This window comes from Streptomyces cellostaticus (genome assembly GCF_001513965.1).
Taxonomy (GTDB): Bacteria; Actinomycetota; Actinomycetes; order Streptomycetales; family Streptomycetaceae; genus Streptomyces; species Streptomyces cellostaticus.
Window position 1 is genome coordinate 110,380 of the sequence record NZ_KQ948036.1, and the last position, 21,486, is coordinate 131,865.

The window sequence follows — 21,486 nt, forward strand, 5'->3', positions numbered from 1 at the left end:
CCGCCTGCAGCACGCCACCATGCGGTACCACGTCAGCTGGGCGTCGACCTGCCGCCCGAGGACCGCGACGCCTTCTTCCACGTCTGGCGGGTCGTCGGGCACGTCCTGGGGGTCGACGACCGGCTCAACCCGGCTTCCTTCGACGACGGCGCGGAACTCTTCGGCACCATCCTCAGGCGCCGACAGAAGTCCTCGCAGGCCGGCATCGCCCTGACCAAGGGCGTGCTCGACTTCATCCGTGACGTACTTCCCGGACCGGCCTTCGCCGGAGCCGGTCCGACCCTGATCCGGCACCTGATCGGTGACCAGGCCTCCGACCTCGTCAAGGTCCCGTCGGCGGACTTCACCAAGGCGGCGCTCCAGGCCGGGTCCGTGCTGAACTTCGGCTAGGGAAAGACGGGCGACACGGTGCCCCTTGCGGCGAGGGCGGCGAGCGAGCTGGGTCTGGTCGTCTTCAAGAACGGCCTCCGGCTGACCGACCGGGGCCGTCGCTACGAGTGGCAGGTTCCCACCGGACTGACCGAGCCTCAGCCGTCCTGAGAGCAACTCGCCCGGACCCACGACGGCACGCCCAGCCGGAGGTGGTCAGTGGCCCAGCGGGCGTCGGGGCAGGGGTGAGGAGTACACCACGCTGGTGGTCACCGAGCCCAGCGAGCCGATCTTCCCCGAGACCTCTTCCAGATGGGACATGGACCGCGCGGTGACCTTGATGACGAAGCAGTCGTCGCCGGTCACGTGGTGGGCCTCGAGGATCTCCGGGGTCGCGGCCACCAGGTCGTGGAACGGCTTGTAGTTGCCGTTCGGGTACCTCAGGCGCACGAACGCGAGGATCGGCAGGCCGAGGCGTTCGGGGTCGACGACCGCCGCATACCCCTGGATGACGCCCGCCTCCTCCAGGCGGCGCACCCGCTCGGTCACCGCGCTCGGCGACATGGCGACGGCGCGCGCCAGCTCGGCGTAGCTGGCGCGGCCGTCCCGCTGGAGGACGTCGAGGATGCGCCAGTCGGTGGCGTCCGGGGAATACGCGGTCACCCTGGATGGATAGCAGGGAAATCCACGGCCGATCAAGAGGAACCCGGGGGATCTCCCCTTCAAGGAGCCGGTCGGAGGTCATAGATTTTCAGTCATGATCACCGACACCGTGAACCCCGTCCTGCGCGTCTCGCCCGCCGCTCCCGCCGAGGCCGCCGCCTACTTCCGGGCGAGCCTCGCCTTCCACGCCGACGTCTCCGACGTGGCCGCCGCGCTCGCGGCCGAGGGCGACCCCGGCTTCGTCGTGGTCGACTCCCGGTCCACCGAGTCCTGGGACCAGGGGCACATCCCCGGCGCGATCCACCTGCCGACCGCGCTCATCCCCGAGCAGGCCGGGCAACTCCTCGACAGGTCCGTGCCGGTGGTGACGTACTGCTGGGGCCCCGGCTGCAACGGCGCCACCCGCGCCGCCCTCGCCCTGGCCGAACTCGGCTACCAGGTCAAGGAGATGCTCGGCGGCTTCGAGTACTGGGCCCGGGAAGGCTTCGCGTACGAGACCTGGCAGGGTCCGGCGCGCCGGGACGCCGATCCGCTGACCGCACCCGTGGAAGGCGAGTGCGGCTGCTGACGCCTGCCCGTGTAGGTTCTGCCCATGGCTCGATACGCGGATCCAGGCGCGCTGGAGTGGGTGGAGTCGGGCGGCGGCCCGCTGATAGCGGTGCCGGAGACGGTGCTGCCGTTCTGGGCGGGCGCCGACAGCGAGGAACTCGACACGGACTACGACCGCGCGTGCGAGGTCGACGGCTACGTCGGCCTGCTCCCGGTGGGCGACAGCGCGGCCCTCGTCTTCGGCGACGAACCCGCCTCCACCTCCTACCTGCCCGACCACGGCACCTTCGTGCGCTGGTCCGCCGCGAACTCCGAGGACGAACTGCTGGCCAAGATCCCCGCCGCACTCGACGCGGCCGTGTGGGCCCACGAGATCCGCTGGAACGTGCCCGGCCCGGTGGTGCTGTTCGACTCGGCCTGGCCGGGCGGCGCGGCCGAGGGCGAGGAACATCTGCGCGTCCCGCTGGAACCGGGCCCGTACGCGGTGCGCGCCGCGTACGCCCGGCCGGGACCGGAGACCTGGGTCGGCCTGGTCCAGCTCAGACGCCTCGCCGACTGACCGGGCCGCCGAAGGGGGTGCCCCCGCGCGAGCTTTGTCCGGGCGTGGGGGAAGTCAGTGCAGGCCGTCGAAGGCGATGTTCAGATGGCGCGGGCCGCGCAGCACCGCGTTCTGCCGGTAGGGCGGCGGGTCCTCGACCAGGCGGGGGTTGTCGAGCCGCCGGGCCAGTTCGGACAGCGCGATCTGGGCCTCCAGCCGGGCCAGCGGAGCGCCGAAGCAGCTGTGGATGCCGCTGCCGAGGCCGAGGTGCTGGATGTCGCCGCGGTCCGGGTCGAAGCGGTCCGGGTCCTCGAACCGCTCCGGGTCCCGGTTGCCCGCGGCGAGCACGAGCCAGATCCGCGAGCCCTTGGGGATGGTGACGCCGCGTACGGTGATGTCCGCGATGCAGGTGCGCTGCGGCACGAGCTGCACCGGCGGTTCGTAGCGCAGCAGTTCCTCGACGATCCTGACGGACAGGCCGGGGTCCTCGCGCAGCCGGTGCAGGTACTCCGGGTGGCGCAGCAGTGTGAGCATGCCGTTGGTGATCAGGTTGACCGTCGTCTCGTGGCCCGCGATGAGCAGCAGCACCGAGGTGGCGAGCACCTCCATCGTCGTCATGGCGCCGTCCGGACCGTGGCTGGTCACCAGGTCGGACAGCATGTCCTCGCGGGGCTCCTTGGTGCGCTCCTCGACCAGCCCGGCCAGGTACATGCCGAGCTGCATCCGTGCATCCTGCGCGGTCTGCTTGAACACGCTGTCGGCGCCGGTGCGTGTGTCCGGGTCCAGGCCGGCGACGATCGGGTCGACCCAGGCGCGGAAGCGCGGCTCGTCCTCGCGTGGGACGCCGAGCAGCCGGCAGATGACCGTGACCGGGAAGGGATAGGCGAACTGGTCGACCAGATCGATCTGCCGGGTGTCCCCGAAGCCGTCGATCAGGCCGGTGACGATCTGCCCGAGTTCGCCGCGCATCGAGTCGATCCGAGTGGGCCGGTGCGGCGGGCCGAAGGAGCTGTTGGCGATCCGCCGCAGCCGGTCGTGCTCCGGCGGGTCGAGCCGGATGAAGCTCGGCGGCAGTCCGGTCTGCTCCGGCTCGGACAGCTCGTCGTCGCCCGCGGCGGCCAGGTTGGCGGCGTCGGAGCTGATCCGCGGGTCGTGGAGCAGGTTCTTGATGTCCCAGTACGAACTGATGACGTACGGACCGCCCTCCTCATGCAGCACCGGCGTCTTGCGGAGCTCCTCGTACAGCGGATACGGGTTGGCGCGATTCGCGTAGTCGGTGATCTGGCCCAGGAGCGAGGCGTGCGTCATGAGGGGTCCTTGGGGCGTGAAGGTCCGTGGGGTTCCGTGGGGTGCTGCGTCGATATGCGGCTCCGCCGCGTGGGCGGTGGCTCGGTGCCGGTCAGTGGGCCGGGGTGAAGACCAGTTGCCGCTCGGTCGGTGAGTAGCCGCTGAGGGTCACGGTCGGGCCATGGGTCGGCAGGGACGGGTCGGGGAAGTCGGCCGGGACGGGTTTGCGGCCCTCGGGACGGCGGTCCACCGTCAGGTACTCCACCGGGAACGGCGCACCCCGCTCGATCTCCCGCTGGTAGAACTCCAGCCACCGGGTGCTGTCGAAGCTCACGGCGGCGATGACGCGGCCCTGGAAGCCGTAGACGCCGACGAACCGGCGCTCGGCGAGCGAGCCCTGCGTGATCATCAGCTCCTCGCCCATGGGCGGGACGCCGACCGACTTGATGTTCACGCCGAACATGGACGACCAGAAGGCGGGCACCCACAGGTGCGGCCGGCGTTCGCTGCTGGGGCTGATCATGTTGTGCGCGGCGATCTCGGCCTGGGCGACGGCGTTGCCCCAGTGCTCCAGCGAGAGGAACTGGTAGCCGAACAGCGCGTGCGGGGACCGTGCGACGTCACCCGCGACGAAGACGTCGTCGGTGACGATGCCCCGGAAGTCGAAGGCCCGGCAGCCCGCGTCGCAGGCGATGCCACGGGGTCCCGCGCCGAGCCCCGACCCGGTCAGCCACTCGGTGTTGCGCTGCGAGCCCAGCGAGACGACCACCACGTCCGCCTCGACGACACTCTCGTCGGACAGATGGACGGCCCGCACCCTGCCGACCGGGTCACCCTCCAGCGCGGTCACCGTGACCCGGGTGCGCAGATCCACGCCGTTCTCGGTCTGCAGGTCGGCGGCGACCGCGCCGACGACCCCGCCGAGGGCGCCCACCAGCGGGGCGCCGGCCCGCTCCGCCACGGTGACCTGGAGGCCCATCTCCCGGCAGGCCGAGGCGACCTCGGAACCGGCGAATCCGGCGCCGATGATGAACACCCGGCGGGGCCCGGCCTTCAGCCGCTGGTACAGCCCGGCCGCGTCGTCGCGGGTGCGCAGCAGGAAGACGCCGTCCAGCCGCGCCTCCGTCTCCTTCGGCCAGGGCCGGGCGCGGACCCCGGTCGCGATGAGCAGCCGGTCGTACGCCACCTCGTCGCCGTCGGCGAGCCGCACCCGCTTGGCCGTCAGGTCGAGTCCGGTCGCCGCGACACCGAGCCGCCACTTCGCGTCGATCTCCCGGCGGTGGGGCAGCTCGGTGTGGTGCGGCGACGCCTTGCCCAGCAGGACACCCTTGGACAGCGGCGGGCGGTCGTACGGCTCGTACGGCTCGTCACCGATCAGGGTCAGTTCACCGGCGAAGCCCTCGGCGCGCAGGGTCTCGGCGGCCCGCAGGCCGGCCAGCGAGGCGCCCACGATCACGATCCGGCCTTCGCGCCGGAGCCAGTCCACGTAGTCAGCGACCATCGGAGGCCTCCCGGCCGGATGCGGCACCGTCACCCGCGCCGTCCAGCCCGTCGGCCGTGATCGCCTGCACCGGGCAGGCGGCGACGGCCCGCGCCAGCCGCTCCCGCTGTTCCTCCTCCGCCCGCGGGTTGTAGACCAGCGACTCCTCGCCGTGCATGGCGAAGACGTCGGGCGCGAGGAACGCGCACTGCGCGTACCCCTGACACTTGTTGAGATCGACGACGAGCCTCATCGACGCTCCGCCCTTCCGGTGGCCAGGTCCGGTGCGCACCGCCGCGTGCCGCGCGGGCGCCTACGGACGGCGGTCATGTCCCGCTCGCCAGCATGGGAGCGGCGACGGGGCCTCGCGCGCGGGGGCATGCCGTTCGGGTGAGGGCCGGCCCTTCTCATGCGGATGCCGCGGCGCGCGACCTGCCACGACCGTTCACCACGAGGATGTGGACACTCAGCACCAGCGACCAGGCGGGGAAGACCAGTTCCGCCCAGGGGACGTTCGACGAGACGAACAGCAGCGTGAGGGCGGTGAGAAAGCCCAGCATCGTCAGCCAGCGCGGCAGTACGCCGAGGCGGTGTCCGATCACCGACATGGAGCACACGAAGACGGCCGCCATCCGCATCGCGTACCCCGTCATCAGCGTGTACGCGAAATGGCGGCCGAAGTCCCAGGCGGACAGGCCGGGCGTGGAACCGGAGGGGTGCGCGACCGCGAGTACGGCGCCGGCCGCCGCTGCGGCCCCGAACATCGTGGCGGTGAAGACGAGGCCGCTGCCGAGCAGGACGGTGGCGAGGAACTTGTCCTCGACCGCCCCGACGTGGGCGCGTACGGCACCGACGAACCACAGGAAGAAGATGCCGGCGAACGGCACGAGTGCGAGAGCGGTCTGCACCGCGCTGCGCCGCCCGGAGTCCGTGAACCCCTGAGCGGTCACCGCGTCGGCCCCTTCGGGAATCCCCAGCCGGATCAGCACGATCGCCGCGGCCAGCAGCAGCGCGAAGACGACTCCGGCCAGCCCGGCGGCCCGCGGGGTCTCCAACGCCTCCTGCCCCGGCCCCTTTCCCTGCATGCCCGGCCCGCCTCCTCCGCATCGCCCCCGCACACCAGCAAGCCGCCTCCCCACCCCCCACGCCACCGGGAGACGGCCGTACGGCCGAGCGGCATGTTCGGGGCGGGCGGCGCCACACGGGATCCCTGGCGGCGACATGGCCTACGCCCCGCGCCCCTTCCGTAACCGGCCGGTCGGTCAGGGTCCCGGTGCCCGGCCTCCGAGGGGGGCCTGACGCCCGGCCGTCGGCCGACCGCGTGCGTGAGGTGCTCGGTGATCCTGAGGCGCGGGTCGCCTCGGGACCCGGTGATCTGTCCGACCCGGTGGGACCGGCCCGGCTGATCGAGGCCGTCGTAGGGGAGTTCGGCCGGCTCGACATCCTCGTCGCCAACCATGCCCTCAGCGGATCCGACGGCCCCCTGGACGAGATCGACGCCGCGATGCTGGACGCCCACTGGGCGGTGGACACCCGCTCGGTGCTGTTGCTCGTCCAGGCGTACGTCCGCTCGCGCGCCCGGTTGACGGAGGGTTCTCCCGGCGGGCGCGTGGTGATGATGACCTCCGGGCAGGACATCGGGGGCGGGATGCCCGGCGAGATCGCCTACGCCCTGCAGAAGGGCGCCCTCGCCTCGATCACCCGCTCCCTGGCCACCGCCCTCGCGGAGCACGGCATCACCGTGAACACCGTCAATCCCGGTCCCGTGGACACCGGTTACGGCACCGGCGAGGACCACACGGCCGTGGCCGCCCGGTTCCCCGCCGGACGCTGGGGTGTGCCGGACGACCCGGCCCGGCTCATCGCGTGGCTGGCCACGGACGAGGCGGGCTGGGTCACCGGTGAGGTCGTCAACTCCGAGGGCGGCTTTGGGCGTTGAGACCCCGGCGAGGTCAGAGCTGGGACAGCTCGTCCACCAGGTCGTCCAGGCCCAGCGAGCCCTGCGACAGAGCCGCCATGTGCCAGGCCTTCAGGTCGAAGGCGTCACCGTGCCGCTTGCGGGCGTTCTCCCGGCCCAGCAGCCACGCCCGCTCGCCGAGCTTGTAGCCGATCGCCTGGCCCGGAATCGTCAGGTATCGGGTCAGCTCGCTCTCCACGAAGTCCGCAGGCCGGCTGCTGTGCGCGCCGAAGAACTCCTGCGCCAGCTCCGGCGTCCAGCGCTCACCGGGGTGGAACGGCGAGTCCGCCGGGATCTCCAGCTCCAGGTGCATGCCGATGTCGACGATCACCCGGGCCGCCCGCATCATCTGCGCGTCCAGGTAGCCGAGCCGCTCCTCGGGGTCGGTGAGGTAGCCCAGCTCGTCCATCAGGCGCTCCGCGTACAGCGCCCAGCCCTCCGCGTTCGCGCTCACCCCGCCGACCGTGGCCTGGTAGCGGGAGAGGTCCTTGGCCACGTGCGCCCACTGCGCGAGCTGGAGATGGTGCCCGGGCACGCCCTCGTGGTACCAGGTCGACACCAGGTCGTAGACCGGGAACCGCGTCTGCCCCATGGTCGGCAGCCAGGTCCGGCCGGGACGCGAGAAGTCCTCCGACGGGGCCGTGTAGTACGGGGCCGCGGCGCCGCCGGGCGGGGCGATACGGGACTCCACCTTCCGCACCCGCTCGGCGAGTTCGAAGTGCGTGCCGTCCAGATCCGCGATGGCCCGGTCCATCAGGCCCTGCAGCCACTCCCGGACCTCGTCGACACCCTCGATGTGCCGGCCGTGCTCGTCCAGGTGCGCGAGCGCGACCCACGGCGTCTGGGCGCCGGGCAGGATCTTCTCCGCCTCCTGCTTCATCTCACCGAGGATGCGGTGGAACTCCGACCAGCCGTACGCGTACGCCTCGTCCAGGTCCAGGTCGGTGCCGTTGAAGTAGCGGGCCCAGCGCGCGTACCGCTCGCGGCCCACCGTGTTCGGGGCGCCCTCGAGCGCCGGCGCGTACACGTCCCGCATCCAGTCCCGCAGCTCCACCACGGCGCCGGTCGCCGCGCGGGCTGCCTCGTCCAGCTCCGCGCGCAGCGCGTCCGGACCGGCGGCGGCGAAGTCCTCGTACCAGCCGCGGCCCTTGCCGTCGGTGTCGGACCACTCGGTGAGCTGCTCGATGAAGGTCGCGGTCGGCCGCGGCGCCGCGTACAGCTTGCGCTCCAGACCGAGCGCCAGGGACTCCCGGTAGCCCGCGAGCGCGGCCGGCACGGCGCGCAGCCGCTCGGCGATCGCCGCCCAGTCCTCCTCCGTCTCGGTCGGCGTCACCGTGAAGATGTCCCGCACCGAGTGGCCGGGCGTGCTCATGTTGCCGACCGCGCGCAGGTGCTCGTCGGTCTCGTGCACGGCAAGCTCGGCGGTCAGCCGCTCGCGCAGCAGCCGTCCGCAGCGGCGCTCCGCATCACTGTCCGCACCGGGCAGGCGCTCGGCCTCGTCGAGCCTTGCGAGGGTCGCTCGCGCCAGCTCCGCGAGGGCCTCCTGGCCGGCGGGTGAGTAGTCGGGCAGCCTGCTGGAACTCTCCTGCACACCGAGGTAGGTACCGGTGACCGGGTCGAGGGCGATGAGATCGTCGACGTAGGCGTCGGCGACCTGGCGGGGCAGCAGGCTCTTGGTCTCAGACATGCCGCCCATCCTCATACGGGGAGTATCTCTGCGTCACCCATGTATTACGGATTCAGCTCAGGGCGTGGCCGGAGGCAGCAGGGGTCCGCAGTCCCACTGCTGGAAGATCAGCCGGGTCTCCACCCGGGCCACTTCCCGCTGTGAGGTGAACTCGTCCAGCACCAGCCGTTGCAGATCGGCCATGTCCGCCACGGCCACATGCACCAGGTAGTCGTCCGGACCGGTCAGATGGAACACGCTCCGCGACTCCGGCAGCGCGCGGATCCGCTCCACGAATGGCCCGACCAGTTCCCGCCGGTGCGGTCTGACCTGCACCGACAGCAGGGCTTCCAGGCCGCGTCCGAGCTTGGTCGGATCCAGTCGCAGCTGGTGGCCGAGGATCACGCCCGAGCGGCGCAGCCGGGTTATCCGGTCCAGACAGGTCGACGGCGCGACCCCCACCTGAGCGGCGACACCCTCATCCAGCACCCCGCGTCCATCAGCCACCGGATCGTCGACGCCGACGACCGGCGCGGCGCCGGGGTGAGCGACCGGCTGCTGCGGCTGTCGGTGGGCCTGGAGGACGTCGACGACCTGTGGATGGACCTGGACCAGGCCCTGGGGGAGCGGACCCGGACGCCCGTACGGCTGCACGAGGCGGCAACGCTCCGGGAGAGCGCGGGCTGACGGGCACCGGCCACGGACGACGGCCCGGTGCGGGGGGCCGGGCCGTCGTCCGTGCGGGGACCTCAGTCGCAGCGGGTCGCTCGGCCGAGCCGCTCCTGGCCGCCGCCGTACGGCGGGCGGGCGGTGGCCGGGGCGGTGTCCAGCCTGGCCGTGATGACCAGGGTGCCCTCCTCGATCTGGTAGTCCAGGGGCAGCCCGAGACCGCGCATCGCCGCGACCATCCCGGTGTTGGAGGCCTGGGTCACGGCGTACACGCTCGCGCAGTCCGCCTCCACCGCCATCGCCACCAGGCGGCCGAGGAGCTCGGCGCCGACGCCCCGCCGCTGCCACTCGTCCTCGATCAGCAGCGCGACCTCGGTCTCGTCGCCGTCCCACAGCAGATGCCCGAGGCCGACGATGCGGCCGGAGGCGGTCTGCGCGGCCAGCGTCCGCCCGAAGCGGGGGCTGAGCAGATGGTTCAGATAGCGGTCGGCGTCGCCGACCGGCCCGTGGTATCGCATGCCGAGGGTGCGCTGCGAGCACCGCTCGTGCATCGCCCTGGCCGCCGCCAGGTCGCCGGTGTCCACCCGGCGCACGGTCATGTCGTTGCCCTCGGGCAGCGTCAGCACGTCCTGGCTGCGCGGGATCCGCGGACCGAGTCGGCTGTCCAGCTCCACCAGGGCCCTGGCCCGCGCGAACTCGGTCGGGGTGAACGGCAGATACGGCCGCTCCACCGTGAGCACACCGCCCTCCGGTGCCCGCAGCCGCATGACGGTGTCCTCGAGGACCCCCTCGACCGGCACGGGCTCCGGTCCGCGGCCCCCGCCCACCGGTGCGGCGGGCAGCGAGCGGATCGTGCACCGGCCCAGCAACTGGCGCAGCGCCAGGGGGAGTTCGGCCGCGTCCAGCGCGGTGCGCGCCGCGAGACCGAGGACCCGGGTGGGGGCGTCCACCAGGTCGTGGGCGTCGGCCCGCTCGATCCAGGTGGACGAGCCGCCGGCCAGCGAGACCGCCCGGGTGATCTCGGCCGCCGTGAGCGCCTCCGGCGCCCGCAGCAGGAACTCGTCCACCGTGCCGTCGGCCAGCGGGTGCGTCTGCAGGCTCAGGATGTCGACCCGCCGTCCGGCCAGCGCTGTGCACAGTGCGGCCAGCGAACCGGGCTCGTCCTTCACCGTCGTCCGCATCCGCCACAGCGCGCTCGCCCCGGCCACGTCCTGCGCCGACGCGTCCGGTTCCGGCGAGAGCCCGGCCGACCGCGACTGTGCGGCCGGCCGGGCACCGGTATCCTCGGCGGGCGGTGCGTGGCCGTGGCGCCGTGCCCACCAGGTGTGGAACCCTGCCGTCGCGGCCAGCACGATCGCCGAGATCACCAGCAGCGCCGGACCGTCGGGCCCGTGCCCGATCAGGTTCGCCACCGCGTCCGCCACCGCGACGGCCGTGAACAGGGCGGCGAGTTCGACGAGGTCCCGCCGCCAGTGGTGGACGGGCCGACCGTGCTTCGCCCGGGTTGCATGAGACATGTCTGGAGTCATGCAGCCACTGTGAAGGAACGGTGTTGCGTGATCACGAACGATTTGTGACCGATGGGTAAAGCATGCTTCCGTCCCTTTTGTTGCATTTTCTACCGTTGAGAGGTGGGAGCTGGCACGGCTTCGGCGTGCGGGGTCCGGCGGCCCCGCGTTGCCTTACTGGCCGACCCGGCCCGGCTGCAGCCTCTGCGTGAACAGCACCGTGCCGTCCTGCTCGCGCAGCCGTACCGTCAGTTCGCCGCTGCCGCCGTCGATGTCGACCTCACCGAAGAACTGGTAGCCGCCGGCGGGCGAGACGTTCGAGGCGGTCGGCGCCTTCACGAACACCCGCTCCGGACCGAAGGTGCCGTCCAGCGCGTTGGCCGGGAACGCACCGGCGTTCAGCGGCCCGGAGACGAACTCCCAGAACGGCTCGAAGTCGGTGAACGCCGCCCGCGAGGGCTGGTAGTGCTGGGCCGAGGTGTGGTGCACGTCCGCCGTCAGCCACAGCGTGCCGGTGATCCGACGGTGCTTGATGAAGCGCAGCAGCTCGGCGATCTGCAGCTCACGGCCCAGCGGGGCGCCCGGGTCGCCCTGCGCCACCGCCTCGAAGTCCGGCTTGTTCTCCATCGGGTCGGGCACCACGAGGCCGAGCGGCATGTCGGCGGCTATCACCTTCCACACCGCACGCGACCGGGACAGCTCCCGCTTGAGCCACTCCAGCTGCTCACGGCCGAGGATGCCCTGCGGGTCCACCGTCTGGTCGTCGGGCGAGTTGGCGTTGCGGTAGGTGCGCATGTCCAGCACGAACACGTCCAGCAGCGGACCCTGGCGCAGCACGCGGTAGACCCGGCCCTCCTGCGCACCCGGACGCAGCGTGGAGACCGGGAAGTACTCGCTGAACGCCCGCCGGGCACGCGCCGCCAGCACGTCGATGCTCTTCTCGGTGTACCGGGTGTCGGTGGAGGCGATGACCTCGCCCGGATACCAGTTGTTGCGGACCTCGTGGTCGTCCCACTGGATGACGGACGGCACCTGGGCGTTGAACCGCCTGAGGTTCTCGTCGAGCAGGTTGTAGCGGAAGTTGCCCCGGTACTCGGCGAGGGTCTCGGCGACCTTCGCCTTCTCCTCGGTGGTGATGTTCCGCCAGGTGCTGCCGTCCGGCAGGGCCTGGGTGGCGGAGATCGGGCCGTCGGCGTAGATGTTGTCGCCGCTGCACAGGAAGAAGTCCGGGTCCAGCTTCGCCATCGCGTCGTAGATCCGGTAGCCGCCGCGGTCGGGGTTGATGCCCCAGCCCTGGCCGGCCAGGTCGCCCGACCACAGGAACCGCACGCCGTCGCGGCGGTGCCGGGAGGCGGTGCGGAAGGTGCCGGTCACGGGCTCGCCGGTGCGGCGCGGGTCGTCCGGGTCCGCGAGGAGCACGCGGTAGTGGATCTGCTCGCCGGAGGGCAGGCCGTGCAGCCGGGTGGTGCCGGTGAAGTCCGTGTCGGCGCCCAGCAGCGGGCCGTGCCATCTGTGCGGGTTGCGGAACGACTCGGTGGCCGAGGTCTCCACGATCATCCGGGCCGGCCGGTCCGAACGCACCCACACCAGGCCCGAGTCGGCGGTCACGTCGCCCGTCTGCACGCCCCAGCCCGCCGTGGGGCGCCCGGAGAGGGCGAACGCCGGTGCCGCGCCGAGGCCGGCCGGCAGGGTCAGGGCCGCCGACGCGGCGAGGGAGCCGCGCAGCACGCTGCGGCGGCCGGGAAACGGACGGTGGGACATGGCTGTGCCTCCAGGGACGGGATCCGGCCAGTGTGCAGAGCCACACCTACTGGTGTGCTGCGGCGCGCACGCAAACCGCAAGTGAACAACGGGCCGCCGGGCCGCCGGTGGAATCCGGACAGCCGGTCAGCCGGCGAGCGCCTCGGCCATCAGCCGTACGCCCGCCCGGATCCGGGCCGGCGGCAACTGCGCGTACCCGAGCACCAGCCGCACACCGTCCTCGTCGCCGCGCGCGTGCGTGCAGGCACTGAGCGGGCGTACGGCGATCCCGGCGTCGGCGACCCGTTTCAGGAAGCCGTCCTGCGGGCCGTACCGTTCGGGGAGTTCGGCGATCGCGTGCAGGCCCGCCGCGATCCCCGACACCTTCGCCTCGGGGAAGTGCTCGGCCAGGGCGGCGACCAGGACGTCGCGCCGCTCACGGTAGGCGCGCTGGCAGCGGCGCAGCTGCCGGTCGTAGTCGCCGCGCTCCAGGAAACGTGCGAACAGCGCCTGGTCGAGGGAGGAGTGGCCGAGATCCATGGTCCGCTTGCGCTCCACCACCTCCTCCGCCAGGGCCGCGGGTACGAGCAGCCAGCCCAGCCGCAGCCCGGGCGCGAGGGACTTGCTGACCGAGCCCATGTAGGCGACGCGTTCCGGATCGAGGCCCTGGAGGGCACCCACGGGAGCGCGGTCGTAGCGGAAGTCCCCGTCGTAGTCGTCCTCCAGCACCAGGCCGTCCACCGACCGCGCCCAGTCGAGCAGGCCGGCGCGGCGCCCCGCGGAGTACGCGATCCCGGTCGGGTACTGATGGGCGGGGGTCGTCGCCACGGCCCGTACGCCGGACCCGCGCAGCGGGCCGAGGGCCAGGCCCTCCTCGTCCAGCGGCAGCGGTACGGTGCCGAGACCGGCGGCCGCATACAGGCTGTCGTGCTGTGGACTGCCCGGGTCCTCGACCCCGATCGTGCGCATCCCGCGCGCGTGGAGCACGGATCCGACCAGGCTGCTCGCCTGGGCGACACCGGAGACGACCACGATCCGCTCCGGGTCGGCCACCACACCCCGGCGGCGGGCGAGCAGTGCGGCGAGCGCGGTGCGCAGCCGGGGCAGTCCGCGCGGGTCCGGGTAGCCGAGCTCGTGGTGCGGCAGTTCGGCCAGCACGGCGCGCTGTACGGCGGCCCAGGCGGCCCGCGGGAACAGCGACAGGTCCGGTGTGCCCGGGACGAAGTCGACACGGGTGCCCGGGGAGCGGGGAGCGAGGTCACGCGCGCGGGGGTGGGCGGCCCGCACGGCGTCGCTCACCCAGGTGCCCGCGCCCCGGCCGCTGCGCAGATACCCCTCGGCCGTCAGCTGCTCGTACGCGTCCGTGACCAGGCCTCGCGACACGCCGAGGTCGGCGGCGAGGTCCCGGCTGGACGGCAGGCGCGTGCCCGGCGCGAGCCGGCCGGAGCGGATCGCCTCGCGCAGCGCCGCCTGGAGGGCACGGCCACGCGCGCGTGCCGGTGCCGAGGCGGCGGGCAGCAGCAGCTCCCACGCCGCCGAGCCCGCAAGGCCGCCCGCAGTGGTCCCCGATGACGTCATGGAAGTGGACCTTAATCCGGACCGCCGCGCTTCCTAGCGTCAGCGTCATGAAAGCCACCACCGCCCGCACGACGACCACGACCACCCGCATGCGGGCCGGCACGACCCGCGGCGCCCTGCTCGCCGCCCTCGCCTGTGTGCTCGTCGGCGGCTCCTTCACCGCCAACAGTGTCCTGGGCCACTACCCGAGTGCCGACGGCCAGTTCCTGCGCTACGCCCTGGCCTGCCTGCTGCTCGTCCCGCTCGCGGGGAGCGACGGGATGCCGCGCCTGCGTGCGCTCGACGCTCGCCAGTGGGTCCGCCTCGCCCTGCTCGCGGGCATCGGCATGGTCGGCTTCAACCTGGCCGTCATCGCCGCCGAACGCAGCGCCGAACCCGCGGTCCCCGGTGTCTTCGTCGGCTGCGCACCGGTCGTGGTCGCCGTCCTCGTCCCGCTCCTCGACGGGCGCCCTCCGCAGCGTGCGGTGCTGTACGGCGCGCTGCTCGTCGCCGTCGGAGCCTTCACCGTGCAGGGCTGGGGACGTACGGACGGGCCCGGGATCGCCTACTCGGTGTGCGCGCTGGGCGGCGAGGTGGGGTTCGCGGTCCTCGCCGTGCCGGTGCTGCGGCCGCTCGGGCCGCGGCTGCTGTCCGCGACCGTGTGCGCCGTGGCCGCCGGCGAAGCCGCGCTCGCCGGTGCTGTCATGGACGGCGGCGCGTGGCTGCGCCGTCCCGACGCCACGGAGAGCGCCGCGCTGCTGTGGCAGGCGGCGGTCGTCACCGTCGTCGGCTTCGTGTGCTGGTACATGGGCATGCAGCGGCTCGGCGCGGAGCGGGCCACGCTGTTCTCCGGGCTCATCCCGGTGGCCGCCGCCTGTACCGCCCCGCTCGTCGGCACCGGCTCCTACGGGCCCGCACAGGCCGCGGGCAGCGCCCTGGTGGGCGCCGGGGTCGCCCTCGGCTCCGGTGCGCTGCGTCCGCGGCGGTCAGCGGCTGCCGTCGAGGATGACGCGAGCGACCAGCGCCGGGTCGTCGTTCATCGGGCAGTGCCCGCAGCCGGGCAGCCGGACCAGCCGGGCGCGCGGGATGATCGTCTTGGCGCGGACGCCCTGGCGGCGCACGAGGATCCGGTCCCGGGTGCCCCAGGCCACCGTGACCGGCACACCCGGCAGATCGTCGGTGAACCGGACGGTGCTGCCCGCCCGCAGGGTCGCGTCGAAACCGGTGGCCCCCACGAGCGCGAGCGTCTCGGCGACCACGGCCTCGGGTGAACGGCGTGCGGGACGGCCGTAGATGGTGCTCGTCAGCGCGGTACGGCCGGCCGCCGTGTGGGACAGCCGCTCCACCAGGGGCAGCGGGAGCCGCTGGGCGATGCCCCGCATCGTGAGCAGCACGGCGAAGGCGTAGCGCCGCTCGGCCTCCGTCCAGAAACCGGCCGGGGAGAGGGCCGTGACGGACCGTACGAGCTTCTCCCGGCCCAGCTCCAGGGCCAGCAGACCCCCCAGAGAGTTGCCGGCCACGTGCGGGCGGTCCAGCTCCAGCGTCTCGAACAGGGCGCCCAGCACGGCGTTGGTCGTGGGCAGGTCGTAGTCGAGGCCGCCCGGCAGGCCCGGGGACGCGCCGAAGCCCGGCAGGTCCACGGCGATCACGTCGCGCTCGGTCGCGAGGATGTCCACGACCGGGTCCCAGGCCTGGCGGTGATGGCCTATGCCGTGCAGCAGGACCAGCGGCTCACCGCGCCCCACGCGCGCGTAGCAGACGGTCACGTCCTTCGGGCCGTGCGGAGTGGGGACCTGGAAGGAGACGGTGGCGGACATGGGGGTGCTCCTCGGCTGGGCTGCTGACGGACGCCGTAGACAGCTTGTCAGCAATTACTACCGACGGGTAGCCCCTGGTGGGCGTGCGGGTCGCCCGCGTCCGGCCTCAGCGGGCGCGGCGCACCTCGAAGTTGAAGTCCGCGTGCCCGAACCTCTGGAAGAGACCGAACCACAGCGGCAGCAGCATCTCCACCGCCCGCGCCGACCGGATCCCGCCGAGATCCAGCACCCGCTCGGCCGGCCAGCCGAACTCCCCGAGCAACTCCGTCACCTGCCGCTTGGCGGCGTCGTCCGCACCGCACACGAACAGGTTGTGCTCGCCGGGCACCCGCCCCGGATCCACCATCACCTGGCAGTTCACGGTGTTCAGCGTCTTCACCACGCGCGCGTGAGGGAAGGCCCGCTGGATCTGCTCGGCCACGCTGTCCGACTCCACCGGGTCCAGCCGCAACTGCCCGTCCTCGAACGACACGGGATTGCACACGTCCACCACGACCTTGCCGGCCAGGTGCTCCGCCCCCGCCGCCCGTAGGGCGTCGAGCGCCACCCGGCCGCCCACCGCGTTCAGGACCACCTCGGCCGCCGCGGCCGCGTCCGCGAACGCGCCGGCGTGCGCCCGGCCGCCCGCGGCCGTGGCCCACTCCAGCGCGACCGGATTGTCCTTCGTGCGCGACCCCAGGGTCACGTCGTAGCCCAGCTCCACCAGCCTGCCGGCCAGTGTGCGGCCCACCTCGCCCGTGCCCAGCACCGCGTAGCGCATCGGTCACCTCCCGGACCCCGGCCGCCGGCCACCGGCGGTCCGCGGACATTGTGATCCGGACCGGTCCCGGACAGGCCGATTCCGCTTGGACACCGGCGGGCGTGTCGGATGGGATGGAGCGGTGACAGCAGACACCACGACCGACGTCTTCGAAGAGCACCGGCCCCTCCTCACGGGAGTCGCCTACCGCATGCTCGGCCGGGTCGCCGACGCGGAGGACGTGGTGCAGGACGCCTGGCTGCGCTGGTCCCGCGCCGACCGCGAACAGGTCCGCGAACCGCGCGCCTACCTCGTGCGCATCACCACCCGGCTGGCCATCGACCGGCTGCGCCAGGTGCAGGCGCGGGGCGAGGCGTACGTCGGCCCCTGGCTGCCCGAGCCCTGTGTCACCGACTTCGGCGACACCGTCCCCGACACCGCCGACCGCGCCCTGCTCGCCGACTCCGTCTCCCTCGCCGTGCTGGTCGTCCTGGAGTCGCTGTCGCCGCTGGAACGGGCCGTCTTCGTCCTCAGAGAGGCGTTCGGCTACCCGTACGCCGAGATCGCCACCCTGCTCGACCGCGGTGAGGCGGCGGTACGGCAGCTCGCCGGGCGGGCCCGCCGGCACGTCGAGGAGCGGCGGCCGCGCTACGAGGTCGATCCTGCCCAGCGTCGCGATCTGACCGAACGGTTCCTCGCGGCCGCGGCCGAGGGGGATCTGGCGGGGCTGATGTCCCTGCTCGCCCCCGACGCCCGGCTGGTCGCGGACAGCGGCGGCAAGGCGAAGGCGCCGGTGCGGATCCTGCACTCCGCTGACAAGGTGGGCCGCTTCATCGCCGGCGTCGCCGGCAAGGGCGCGCCCGACCTGTCCTTCCGGGGCATCGAGGTCAACGGCGGCCGTGCGGTGCTCATCCTGTCCGGGGACAAGCCCGACAGCGTGTTCCAGGTGGATGTCGCCGACGGTCGCATCACCACGGTGTACATCATCCGCAACCCCGACAAGCTGCGGTCCCTGGCCGCCCACTGAGCCGTACCGCGCCGAGAGCCCCCGTCGTACGACGGGGGCTTTGCCGCGATGTCACACACACGGCCCCTTACGAACGCCTCGTGAACGCTCCACGGCGCAGCCCCTGTGCATCACCCCAGGGAACGAGGATTGGTCTTGACCAAGGGTGACGGCCGCCCTATGGTCGCAGATAAGTGCAACAACCTTTAATAAACAAGGGCGCTAAAAACCGCCGGACCACGGCTCTTGCGGAGGACAGGGTGGGGACCACGCAGCTGGAATCGGTGCCGGAACCGAAGTACTGGCATCTCAAGACCGTGCTCAGTGAGGCACTCGACTCCGAGTTCTCGGTCGGCGAGATCCTGCCCAACGAGCGCGAGCTCGCCGCCCGCTTCGGCGTGGCCCGCGCCACGCTCCGCCAGGCCCTCGAACAGCTCGAGCTGGAGGGCCGGCTGCAGCGCCGCCGCGGCGTCGGCACCACCGTCGCGCCCCCGCGCATGGGCGTGGCCGTCGGCACCCGGCAGCACGCCTGGCCGGGGGCCGCCGACGACGCCTGGCAGCCCGCCGACAGTGCCCAGTCCGCGCCGCCCGCGGCCGTCGCCGCCGCCCTGGAGAGCGGCGCCGGCGAGCCCGTGCACATCGTGCGCCGCTCCCGGATGTCCCACGGCCAGCTCGTCGCCACCGAACTGCTCTACATCCCGGCCGCCTCGGTGCCCGACCTCACCGCGATCGACGCCCCGTCCGGCCCGGCACGCGCGCGTGCGGTACTGCGCGAACTGCAGCGCCTGGACCTCGAGGGCCAGGACCGCGCCGTCGAACTGGGCTCGGCCCGCGCGGACGACGCCAAGGACCTCGACCGGCTGCCCGGCTCGCCCGTCCTGGTCGTCACCACCCGCTTCTTCGCCGAGGGCCGCACCGCGGCGCTCTCGGTGGCGACCTACCGCGCCGACACCTGCCGGCTCACCTTCGGTGACTCGCCCGACGTGGAGATACACCACGACCCCGAGCAGCGAGCCTCCTGAGCCTCCACCTCCCGCCGCGCCCCGGAACTCCACCGGGGCGCGCAGCGTTTCCTGGAGGCCCGGGACGGTGCCGGCTGGTCGAGTGGAGTCCGGCTGGGCCATGGCCGTTCCAGCTGTGTCCCGGTCGGTGTTGAACAGGCCAGCGGTGGCCGGGGTGGTGTCGGACAGTCCAACGACGCTCGGGTCGGCCAAGGCTGGTTGGGTGGCCTCCGGGGTGGTGTCGGACAGTCCAGTGGTGCTCGGGTCGGCTGAGGCTGCTCGAGTGGCGTCTGGGGGCGTCGGCCGGTTGAGTGGCGTCAGGGGCGGTGTCGGCCCGTTGGGTGGCGCCCGGGGTGGTGTCGGACAGTCCAGCGGTGCTGGGGTCGGCCAAGGCTGGTTGGGTGGCCTCCGGGGTGGGTGTCGGACAGTGCAGCGGTGCTCGGGTCGGGCGAGGCTGGTCGAGTGGCGTGTGGGTGGGCGTTGGCCGGTTGGGTGGCGCCCGGGGTGGTGTCGGCCAGTCCAACGACGCTCGGGTCGGCCAAGGCTGGTTGGGTGGCCTCCGGGGTGGTGTCGGACAGTGCAGCGGTGCTGGGGTCGGCTGAGGCCGGTCGAGTGGCGTGTGGGTGGGCGTCGGCCGGTTGGGTGGCGCCCGGGGTGGTGTCGGCCAGTCCAGGGGCGCTGGGGTTGGCGACGGCAGGTCGAGTGGGTCCGGGGTGGTGTCGGACAGTGCAGCGGTGCTCGGGGCGGCCGAGGCCGGTCGAGTGGCGTCTAGGTCGGCGTCGGCCGGTTCGGTGGTGCCCGCGGCGGTGTCGAGCAGTCCAACGGTGCTCGGGTCGGTCGAGGCCCGTTGGGTGGCGTCCGGGTGGGTCATGGCCGGTCCAGCGGCGCCCGAGGCGGTGCCTGCCGGTCCAGGGGCGCTGGGTTCGGCTTCGGCTGGTGCGGGCGCCGTGTCGAGCGCTACAGCGCCATCCGAGTCCGCGGCTGTCGGCTCAGCGTCGCGCCGTCACCGTCGCGTCCACCGCGAACAGCTGCTCCTCGACATGGTCGAGGGCCAGTCGCAACGCGCCCGTGGCCACGGCCGCCTCGCCCAGCAGGGACAGCGTCACCCGGGGCGGGCGCAGGCAGTAGCGCGCGAGTTCGCGGCGCAGTGGCTCCAGCACGCCGTCCAGGCCGGCCGCCCAGCCGCCGATCACGACCAGCTCCGGGTCGAGGGCCAGCACCAGCGCGGCCACGTCGTGCACGAGCCGCTGGATGAACCGCTCCACGGCCGCCCGGGCCCGCAGGTCGCCCTCCCGGGCGAGCGCGAACACCTCGGCGACCGCCTGCTCGTCCAGCGGGTGCAGCGGCTCGTCGGTGGTGGACAGCAGCGCCTCCGGGGTCGCTCCCCGGCCCAGCAGATGGAGCGCGCCGATCTCCCCGGCCGCCCCGCCGTACCCCCGGTGCAGCCGCCCGCCGATCAGCGAACCCGCTCCCGGACTCAGCCCGGCCAGCACGAACACCACGTCGTCCGTCTCCGTCGCCGCGCCTTTCCAGTGCTCGGCAACGGCCGCCGCGTTGGCGTCGTTCTCCACCAGCACCGGGCACTTGAAGGAGCGGCTGAGCCGCTCGCCGAGCCTCAGGCCCGTCCACTGCGGCAGGGCGGTGCCGAGCCGTACCGTTCCGTCGGCCTCCAGGATGCCCGGTGTGCCCACGCCCACCGCCCGCAGCGAGCTGCGGGCGATCCCGGCCCGGCGCAGCAGCTCGGCGACGGCGCCGCGCAGCCGGTCAAGACGTTCGTCCGCGGGAGCCGTCTCGTCCACCTCTTTGGCCTGCGCGCCCAGCACCCGTCCGTCCAGGTCGGACAGGAGGGCCGCGACCCGGTGGGCGCCGATCTCCAGGCCCAGCAGATGCCCGGCCTCGGCCCGGAACCGGAACCGGCGGGCGGGCCGCCCCTGGCGGCGCGCGGTGCCCTCCTCGGCCGCCTTCTCGACCACGAGCCCCGCCTCGATGAGCCCTTCCACGACCCCCTCGACGGTCGGCCGGGACAGTCCGGTGACCCGGGTGATCTCGGTGAGCGTCGCGCAGTCCGCAGCACGCAGCGCGTGCAGCACCACCGCGGAGTTGATCCTTCGCAGCAGCGAGGGATCGCCACCGGTCAGCTGCCCCACCGTCCGTCCTCCCAGCTCGCGGGCGTGTTGGGGCGGATCGTACTCGGCCCGCTCCACCCCGGCGAGAGCCGGGCTCCGCCGACCCGGCGGTCCGCGTGGATCAGCCCGGCGCGCCGGATGTGGATCAGCCCGGCGCGACGAACCCCGACTCGTAGGCGGCGATCACCGCCTGGGTGCGGTCGCGCGCCCCGAGCTTGGCCAGCACGGCACTCACGTGCGACTTGACCGTCTCCGTCCCGACGACCAGCCGGGCAGCGATCTCCGCGTTCGACAGCCCCCGCGCCATGAGCCGCAGCACCTCCGCCTCCCGCTCCGTCAGCCCGGCCTCCGACAGCGGGGCACGGGCCGCGCGGCCGCCGTCGCCGTACCGGGCGGCGAGCCGGCGTACGGACGCGGGGAACAGCAGCGACTCGCCCTCCGCCACCAGCCGCACCGCATGGACGATCTCGGCCGGCCGGGCCCGCTTCAACAGGAACCCGTCGGCACCCGCGCGCAGCGCCTCGTACACAAACTCGTCGTCCTCGAAGGTGGTCACCACGAGGATCCTGGGCGGCGCGTCGACGGTGCGCAGCACCGCGCGCGTGGCCTCGATCCCGTCCATCAGCGGCATGCGGACGTCCATCGCGACCACGTCCGGGCGCAGTTGGCGCACCAGCGGGATGACCGCCGCACCGTCGGCCGCCTCGCCCACCACCTCGATGTCGGGCTGCGCCTCCAGCACGGCCCGAAGACCCGCACGGACCAGGGGTTCGTCGTCGACGAGGAGAACGGTGACCGGCATCCGGCCAGCGTA

At 73.0% G+C, this 21,486-nt stretch carries 21 protein-coding genes and 2 pseudogenes; 9 read left to right on the forward strand and 14 right to left on the reverse strand.

Translation table 11 applies throughout. From position 1 onward, the window contains the following. Nucleotides 1–48: 48 nt before the first annotated feature. A complete protein-coding gene (locus AQI88_RS47985; protein ID WP_279616589.1) occupies nt 49–390 on the forward strand; it encodes an oxygenase MpaB family protein in 342 nt (113 codons plus the stop codon). Between the two features lie 18 nt (nt 391–408). Further along, on the forward strand, nt 409–540 hold the full coding sequence (locus tag AQI88_RS48630; protein ID WP_279616588.1) for a hypothetical protein: 132 nt from the start codon (nt 409–411) through the stop codon (nt 538–540). A 45-nt stretch (nt 541–585) separates the two neighbouring features. Here the strand turns inward: AQI88_RS48630 and AQI88_RS31875 are convergent, their stop codons facing one another. Beyond that, nucleotides 586–1,032 (reverse strand): Lrp/AsnC family transcriptional regulator, encoded by a 447-nt coding sequence (locus AQI88_RS31875; protein ID WP_067005782.1) that lies wholly within the window; start codon nt 1,030–1,032, stop codon nt 586–588. A 94-nt stretch (nt 1,033–1,126) separates the two neighbouring features. Here AQI88_RS31875 and AQI88_RS31880 point away from each other — a divergent pair, with 94 nt between their 5' ends. Next, the gene (locus tag AQI88_RS31880) at nt 1,127–1,600 is read left to right on the forward strand and encodes a rhodanese-like domain-containing protein (protein ID WP_067005784.1); all 474 of its coding nucleotides are present in this window, start codon (nt 1,127–1,129) and stop codon (nt 1,598–1,600) included. Nucleotides 1,601–1,624: 24 nt separating this feature from the next. Then, nucleotides 1,625–2,140, forward strand: a complete 516-nt coding sequence (locus AQI88_RS31885) for an immunity 21 family protein (RefSeq protein WP_067005786.1) — start codon at nt 1,625–1,627, stop codon at nt 2,138–2,140. Between the two features lie 54 nt (nt 2,141–2,194). Here the strand turns inward: AQI88_RS31885 and AQI88_RS31890 are convergent, their stop codons facing one another. From AQI88_RS31890 to AQI88_RS31905, 4 genes are all read right to left on the reverse strand, one after another. Then, entirely contained in the window at nt 2,195–3,427 is a 1,233-nt protein-coding gene (locus AQI88_RS31890; protein WP_067005788.1) for a cytochrome P450, read from the reverse strand. A 91-nt stretch (nt 3,428–3,518) separates the two neighbouring features. Next, nucleotides 3,519–4,907 (reverse strand): NAD(P)/FAD-dependent oxidoreductase, encoded by a 1,389-nt coding sequence (locus AQI88_RS31895; RefSeq protein WP_067005789.1) that lies wholly within the window; start codon nt 4,905–4,907, stop codon nt 3,519–3,521. Then, nucleotides 4,897–5,139, reverse strand: coding sequence for a ferredoxin (locus AQI88_RS31900; RefSeq protein WP_067005791.1), 243 nt, complete (start codon nt 5,137–5,139; stop codon nt 4,897–4,899). Before AQI88_RS31900 ends, AQI88_RS31895 begins: the two co-directional genes overlap by 11 nt. 154 nt (nt 5,140–5,293) lie before the next feature. Then, complete coding sequence (locus AQI88_RS31905; RefSeq protein WP_067005793.1) at nt 5,294–5,971, reverse strand: hypothetical protein; 678 nt, start codon at nt 5,969–5,971, stop codon at nt 5,294–5,296. A gap of 188 nt (nt 5,972–6,159) precedes the next feature. On the opposite strand from AQI88_RS31905, the gene AQI88_RS31910 reads away from it, so the two are divergent. Continuing rightward, nucleotides 6,160–6,825, forward strand: coding sequence for an SDR family oxidoreductase (locus AQI88_RS31910; RefSeq protein ID WP_067005795.1), 666 nt, complete (start codon nt 6,160–6,162; stop codon nt 6,823–6,825). 13 nt (nt 6,826–6,838) lie between these two features. On the opposite strand, the gene AQI88_RS31915 is transcribed toward AQI88_RS31910, so the two are convergent. Together AQI88_RS31915 and AQI88_RS31920 are read right to left on the reverse strand one after the other, a co-directional pair. Then, nucleotides 6,839–8,530, reverse strand: coding sequence for a DUF885 domain-containing protein (locus AQI88_RS31915; protein WP_067005797.1), 1,692 nt, complete (start codon nt 8,528–8,530; stop codon nt 6,839–6,841). Nucleotides 8,531–8,587: 57 nt separating this feature from the next. Beyond that, nucleotides 8,588–9,016, reverse strand: a complete 429-nt coding sequence (locus AQI88_RS31920) for an Lrp/AsnC family transcriptional regulator (protein ID WP_067005798.1) — start codon at nt 9,014–9,016, stop codon at nt 8,588–8,590. On the opposite strand from AQI88_RS31920, the pseudogene AQI88_RS43840 reads away from it, so the two are divergent. Beyond that, nucleotides 8,975–9,196, forward strand: a pseudogene (locus tag AQI88_RS43840) (PLP-dependent transferase); the annotation flags it as partial. The gene AQI88_RS31920 and the pseudogene AQI88_RS43840 sit on opposite strands and share 42 nt — an antisense overlap. Nucleotides 9,197–9,258: 62 nt before the next feature. Here the strand turns inward: AQI88_RS43840 and AQI88_RS31925 are convergent. The 3 genes from AQI88_RS31925 to pdxR form a co-directional block, all read right to left on the reverse strand. Next, complete coding sequence (locus AQI88_RS31925) at nt 9,259–10,695, reverse strand: GNAT family N-acetyltransferase (protein ID WP_067005800.1); 1,437 nt, start codon at nt 10,693–10,695, stop codon at nt 9,259–9,261. 165 nt (nt 10,696–10,860) lie between these two features. Further along, entirely contained in the window at nt 10,861–12,447 is a 1,587-nt protein-coding gene (locus tag AQI88_RS31930; RefSeq protein ID WP_067005802.1) for an alkaline phosphatase D family protein, read from the reverse strand. Between the two features lie 126 nt (nt 12,448–12,573). Next, a complete protein-coding gene (pdxR, locus tag AQI88_RS31935; RefSeq protein ID WP_067005804.1) occupies nt 12,574–14,004 on the reverse strand; it encodes a MocR-like pyridoxine biosynthesis transcription factor PdxR in 1,431 nt (476 codons plus the stop codon). Between the two features lie 89 nt (nt 14,005–14,093). Between pdxR and AQI88_RS31940 the strand changes: the two are divergent. Continuing rightward, a pseudogene (locus AQI88_RS31940) lies at nt 14,094–14,882 on the forward strand (EamA family transporter); the annotation flags it as partial. Nucleotides 14,883–14,969: 87 nt separating this feature from the next. Here AQI88_RS31940 and AQI88_RS43845 read toward each other — a convergent pair. Then, the gene (locus tag AQI88_RS43845) at nt 14,970–15,800 is read right to left on the reverse strand and encodes an alpha/beta fold hydrolase (protein ID WP_079057940.1); all 831 of its coding nucleotides are present in this window, start codon (nt 15,798–15,800) and stop codon (nt 14,970–14,972) included. 106 nt (nt 15,801–15,906) lie between these two features. Further along, nucleotides 15,907–16,560: an NADPH-dependent F420 reductase gene (locus tag AQI88_RS31950; RefSeq protein ID WP_067005809.1), complete on the reverse strand. Its 654-nt coding sequence runs from the start codon at nt 16,558–16,560 to the stop codon at nt 15,907–15,909. A gap of 121 nt (nt 16,561–16,681) precedes the next feature. On the opposite strand from AQI88_RS31950, the gene AQI88_RS31955 reads away from it, so the two are divergent. Both AQI88_RS31955 and AQI88_RS31960 read left to right on the forward strand, forming a co-directional pair. Next, the gene (locus AQI88_RS31955; protein WP_067005811.1) at nt 16,682–17,566 is read left to right on the forward strand and encodes an RNA polymerase sigma-70 factor; all 885 of its coding nucleotides are present in this window, start codon (nt 16,682–16,684) and stop codon (nt 17,564–17,566) included. Between the two features lie 239 nt (nt 17,567–17,805). After that, a complete protein-coding gene (locus tag AQI88_RS31960; protein WP_067005813.1) occupies nt 17,806–18,567 on the forward strand; it encodes a GntR family transcriptional regulator in 762 nt (253 codons plus the stop codon). A gap of 968 nt (nt 18,568–19,535) precedes the next feature. On the opposite strand, the gene AQI88_RS31965 is transcribed toward AQI88_RS31960, so the two are convergent. Together AQI88_RS31965 and AQI88_RS31970 are read right to left on the reverse strand one after the other, a co-directional pair. Continuing rightward, the gene (locus AQI88_RS31965; RefSeq protein WP_067005871.1) at nt 19,536–20,693 is read right to left on the reverse strand and encodes an ROK family transcriptional regulator; all 1,158 of its coding nucleotides are present in this window, start codon (nt 20,691–20,693) and stop codon (nt 19,536–19,538) included. A 124-nt stretch (nt 20,694–20,817) separates the two neighbouring features. After that, nucleotides 20,818–21,474 carry a response regulator gene (locus tag AQI88_RS31970; protein WP_067005815.1) on the reverse strand — a complete coding sequence of 219 codons (657 nt, stop codon included), beginning with the start codon at nt 21,472–21,474 and terminating at the stop codon, nt 20,818–20,820. Nucleotides 21,475–21,486 lie beyond the last annotated feature (12 nt).